Raw genomic sequence first — 4522 nt, 5'->3', positions numbered from 1 at the left:
GAGGAAATTCATCCTCCCCGTTTCGGGCCGGAGAGAACATTACGCACCGGCCACCAACCCGTCAAACTGCAGAGCGGTGACAGTGCCCACAAGACGCTGTCACCGCTCAACAACTGTGTTCGGAGGCCAAGATCCCCCTCGCGGGGAAACTAAACCGTGCGTCCGACGGCCAGGTTCCGCCGTCCCTTGCGCACCAGGACCACTCCCCCGGCGAGCAAGTGCTTCGGACCAATGACTGTGGCCTCATCCTCCACCTTGACGTTGTTGAGATAGGCCCCGCCTCCGGCAATGGTTTTCCGTGCGGCGTTGCGACCTCGATCCAGTCCCGTACTGACGAGCAAGTCGACGATCGTGGTCTGCCCGACCGTCACATCACCAGAGGCCAGATCGGAGGTGGCCGCCAGGATCGTCGCCTCGTCGATGTCAGCGAGGTCTCCGCGCCCCCACAGTGCGGAGGTCGCGGCCTCGGCCTGGGCTGTGGCCTCAGCTCCATGCACCCAGGTGGTGACTTCGTGTGCTAGAACCCTCTGGGCCTCGCGTGCCTTCGGGTTCTCAACGGTCGCCACCTCAAGGCGCTCGATCTCCTCGCGCTCCAGGAAAGTGAACACTTTGAGGAAGCGCACGACGTCGGCGTCGTCGACCTGGAGCCAGAACTGGTAGAAGGCGTAGGGGCTGAGCATCTCGGGGTTGAGCCAGATGGCCCCGCCCTCGGTCTTACCGAACTTAGTGCCGTCGGCCTTGGTGATGAGAGGGTTGGTCATGACGTGGACCGAGGCGCCCTCGACCTTGTGAATGAGGTCCATCCCGCCCACGAGGTTGCCCCACTGGTCGTTGCCGCCGACCTCCAGGGTGCAGCCGTTGCGCCGGTAGAGTTCGAGGTAGTCGTTGGCCTGGAGGACCTGGTAGCTGAACTCGGTGTAGGAGATGCCCTCCTCACTGGCCAGGCGCCGGGCGACGATGTCCTTGGAGAGCATGGTGCCCATGCGGAAGTGCTTACCCAGGTCCCGCAGGAAATCGATGGCACTCATCGCCTGGGTCCAGTCCAGGTTGTTGACGATCCGCGCAGGGTTGTCCCCGCTGAAGTCGAGAAGGTTCTCGAGCTGCTCCTGCAGGCTGGCCGCCCAGCCGGCGACGACGTCCTTGGTGTTGAGGGTGCGCTCCCCCTTGGCGCGCGGGTCGCCAATGAGCCCGGTCGCCCCACCAACCAGTGCCAGAGGGCGGTGGCCGGCCAGCTGAAGATGACGCATGACCTTGACGGCCACGAGGTGCCCGTGGTGAAGGCTCGGTGCTGTGGGGTCGAACCCGCAGTAGAAGGTGACGGCCCCGTCGGCGAGTGACGCTCGCAGGGCGTCGATATCGGTGTGTTGGGCGATGAGCCCGCGCCACTGCAGTTCGTCCAGGATGTCCGTCACTGTCCAGTCGCCTTCCGTGGGTTGTCGTGCTTCCCGAAGCACGCGTGATCCCGGCGCGTCACGCTCGGGTCCGGCTGATGCCTCCGGCGCAGATAGTCTGCCATGCTCCGGCTCGACTTCCGCGAAGAGGCAGAGCCGTAGAGCTGTGAGCCGGATGCGGGGATTCGTTCACAAAACCTCCGTCGGGCGGTCCCATATGAGGGTGTATCGGTAGTAGAAGCGCCGTCGGATCCTGGCGTCGGGAAGCATCCGGGATGCCGCCGCACGAATCTCGGCCAGGGATTCTCTTGGAGGACGCGTGACCACACCGATGTCGGACCTCTCCCGGCGCAGGGCGCCGACCATCCGCAGAGGGAGGACAGCCAGTGCGGACAGCACCCAGTCCCACAGGCCCCTGTTGGCGGCTAGGCCGACGATGATGAGTCTGCCGCCGGGTGCCACCAGCTCGCTCAGCCTCGCCAGGGCGGGTTCCAGCGGAAGGTGGTGCAGCGTGGCCACGCAGCTGACCGTCTCGAAGGTTCCGATGCACTGAGGCAGGTCGGGATCCATAACGTCGTCGAGCAGAACCTCGGCCTGCGGTATCTGCTTCAGACGTCCACGTGCTCGAGCAGCCGTCTGCTCATCGGGTTCAAGTCCGACGACGCGGCGGCACACCGTTGCCAGACGCGCGAGCAGGAGCCCGTCACCACATCCGACATCGAGGGCGCTCCCACCGCGCAGCGCCGTGTCCCGCACGATGCGCCGGTGAAAGGCGACATTGTGGTTCCAATAGTCATTGGTCACTGAGACATCCTCACGGAGCAGCCACCTCGGTCGGACCGGCCGCGTCACCAGGGGTCCTGGAGTGCGCACTCCGGCCGCTGGACGCATCGATCGCCTCGCCGTGGTGCGCTGCCGGTCTGCGCACCACGACACCGGCGTCGCGCAGCAGAGCGTCGCGCAGGTGAGGCATGGTGGCAAAGTACGCCTCATCGGCGTCCTCAACAAGACGCGTTGCCCTGGCCCCGATTTCTCGTCCCGCTGCCGTCGTTGCCACGATCCGAGCGCGGGCATCCGTGGGATCCTGCTGACGCAAGACGAGGCCGGCCCGCTCCAGCCTGCGCAGCACCTGGCTGGTGGTCTTGACATCCATTCCCGCCTGGGCCGCAATCATGACCTGGCTGGCACCGCCTCCCTGCGCCTCGAGCCACTGCGTGCAGGCCAGGAGGACGAACTGGGAGTGCGTCAGTCCAACCGGTTCCAGGGCGGCAGCGATGTCGCGCTGCCAGGCCAGCGCAGTCCTCCACATGAGGAAGCCGGGACTCGCCTCCGGCCCTTGGAACCGTGTCTTCACATATTGACCCTAGCAGCCTCGACGAGTGAGTCGATGGCCTGCGGGAAGTCCTCGGCGATTCTCGGACCGATCACCGGTCCGGCCTCGTCGGCACCGGGGCCGTCGATGTCGAGGCGGGTTGTCACAACGCTCTTCCCCTGTTCCTGTGCGGACGTGAAGGAGTGCGTGAAGGTCAGCTCCACTCCCCCGTAGGAGGCCCGGTCCGCCTGGACATGAGGTGGCTCCCAGCGGGTCACCGTGATCTCGACGCTGTCCTGCCCGGCCGGTGTCATCGTGATCGATGCACCGGGCCCCACCGGCTCGCATGGTTCGTAGCGGTCTCCCTGCGGGAGCTCGATCTCACCGGAGAGCACCTTGATCCAGGTCTCCCACAGGACCCCCACCGGGAGATCCACCGTCCGTTCACACTCGGTCGACCACATTGCTCGCCCTTCCTCCGCGGTTACACGACGACAATAATCTCTACAGAGATTGTCTGTGTATCCATTATTAGATGACGTGAGCCCTCAGGGCAAGCCGGCACCCGCCAGCATGAGGGTCAGTCCTGACGACGACGCCTGGGCGCGGCCGGTCTGTACGGTGAGACAGTTGGCTCATCATGGAGCCAGAAGCGCCACGGGAAGGCCTCTCCATCTCCCCCGGGACCGGCCACCCCGGTGCGTGGCCCACGCCGAATGCGCTCGGCATCCGGCACCTGCCACGCCTCCGGCAGCGTCAGACTGATGCGCGAACCGGGACCTCCCAGCCATGCACCGTCGTCGGAGCGGTCCAGTCCGAGCGCCGAGCACAGCCGAGCCGGGCCACGGGCCAGGTCGCGGTCAGTGCGCGCGGCGGGGCGACGCTCTCTGGCCAGCGCAATCCCGTCCACCACCTCTCCCCCGCGCAGGAGCACCGCTCGCGAGATCCCCGCCGGCCCGGTGACGATATTGAGGCAGTGGTGCATGCCGTAGGTGAAGTAGACGTAGACGCACCCGCCGGCCTCGAACATGGAGGCATTGCGCGCCGTGCGTCCCCGGAAGGCGTGGGAACCCGGGTCCTCCTCGCCTCGATAGGCCTCCACCTCTGTCAGCCGGATCGCGACGCGTCCTTGCGAGCCGGCAACGGAGATGACGGCGCCCAGCAGGGCCGGGGCCACCTCCAGGCTGTCACGACTCAGGAGCAAGACGGCCTCGGGGCTCAGTTCTGTCGCGGGATCCCCCATAGCATCGCCCTCGCGAGCAGGCTCAGTCCTGCTCCGCCCCAGCGTCCGTCCCAGTCCCGCCGTCCGCGTCCCCGTCATCAGACTCCCCCGGCTCGGGCCGCTGAGGACCCGCGGGGCCGTCCAGCAGGGAGCCCTCCCAGGCGAAGACCCTCAGCTCGGCGCTGCGGGCGATGGCCCGGGCGAGCTGCTCGACGACGCGCACCGGCGCGGTGCCACCGTGCCCGGTGCGGGCGGCCACCGAGCCCTCGGCTGAGAGGACCTCCCGCACGCCCGGGGTGAGCCGCTCATCGATGGCGGCGAAGTCGTCGTCGGACAGATCCCACAGCTCAGTGCCGCGACTCTCGCACTCGCGTACGCAGGCGCCGGAGATCTCGTGGGCGTGGCGGAAGGGCACACCGTTCTTGACCAGCCACTCCGCGATATCGGTGGCCAGGGAGAAGCCCTGGGGCGCAAGGTCCGCCATGCGCTCGTAGTGGAGGGTCATAGTGGACACCATGCCGCTGACGGCCGGCAGGAGGATGGCCAGGGTATCGACGGCGTCGAAGACGGGCTCCTTGTCCTCCTGCAGGTCCCGGT

The 4522-nt window shown here is 67.0% G+C and carries 5 protein-coding genes and 1 pseudogene; all 6 read right to left on the bottom strand.

Features of this window, described 5'->3' with window-relative positions:
- Positions 1 to 149: 149 nt before the first annotated feature.
- Positions 150 to 1412 carry a tyrosine--tRNA ligase gene (tyrS, locus tag RWR81_RS12525; protein ID WP_314458056.1) on the bottom strand — a complete coding sequence of 421 codons (1263 nt, stop codon included), beginning with the start codon at positions 1410 to 1412 and terminating at the stop codon, positions 150 to 152.
- 168 nt (positions 1413 to 1580) lie between these two features.
- Positions 1581 to 2195 carry a class I SAM-dependent methyltransferase gene (locus RWR81_RS12520; RefSeq protein WP_314458055.1) on the bottom strand — a complete coding sequence of 205 codons (615 nt, stop codon included), beginning with the start codon at positions 2193 to 2195 and terminating at the stop codon, positions 1581 to 1583.
- A 10-nt stretch (positions 2196 to 2205) separates the two neighbouring features.
- Positions 2206 to 2745, bottom strand: coding sequence for a MarR family winged helix-turn-helix transcriptional regulator (locus tag RWR81_RS12515; protein WP_314458054.1), 540 nt, complete (start codon positions 2743 to 2745; stop codon positions 2206 to 2208).
- Positions 2742 to 3167, bottom strand: coding sequence for a hypothetical protein (locus RWR81_RS12510; protein ID WP_314458053.1), 426 nt, complete (start codon positions 3165 to 3167; stop codon positions 2742 to 2744). The genes RWR81_RS12515 and RWR81_RS12510 overlap by 4 nt, the downstream gene beginning before the upstream one ends.
- A gap of 116 nt (positions 3168 to 3283) precedes the next feature.
- The gene (locus RWR81_RS12505; protein ID WP_314458052.1) at positions 3284 to 3946 is read right to left on the bottom strand and encodes a DNA-3-methyladenine glycosylase; all 663 of its coding nucleotides are present in this window, start codon (positions 3944 to 3946) and stop codon (positions 3284 to 3286) included.
- Between the two features lie 22 nt (positions 3947 to 3968).
- Positions 3969 to 4522: pseudogene (locus tag RWR81_RS12500) on the bottom strand (argininosuccinate lyase); the annotation flags it as partial.

The sequence above is a fragment of the uncultured Actinomyces sp. genome (assembly GCF_963526355.1).
Lineage (GTDB): Bacteria > Actinomycetota > Actinomycetes > Actinomycetales > Actinomycetaceae > Actinomyces.
This window is presented reverse-complemented; position numbering and strand designations above follow the sequence as displayed.

Coding starts and splice junctions, on each gene's coding strand:
- RWR81_RS12510 (WP_314458053.1), bottom strand. CDS start 3,167: ATGTGGTCGACCGAGTGTGAACGGACGGTGGATCTCCCGGTGGGGGTC.
- RWR81_RS12505 (WP_314458052.1), bottom strand. CDS start 3,946: ATGGGGGATCCCGCGACAGAACTGAGCCCCGAGGCCGTCTTGCTCCTG.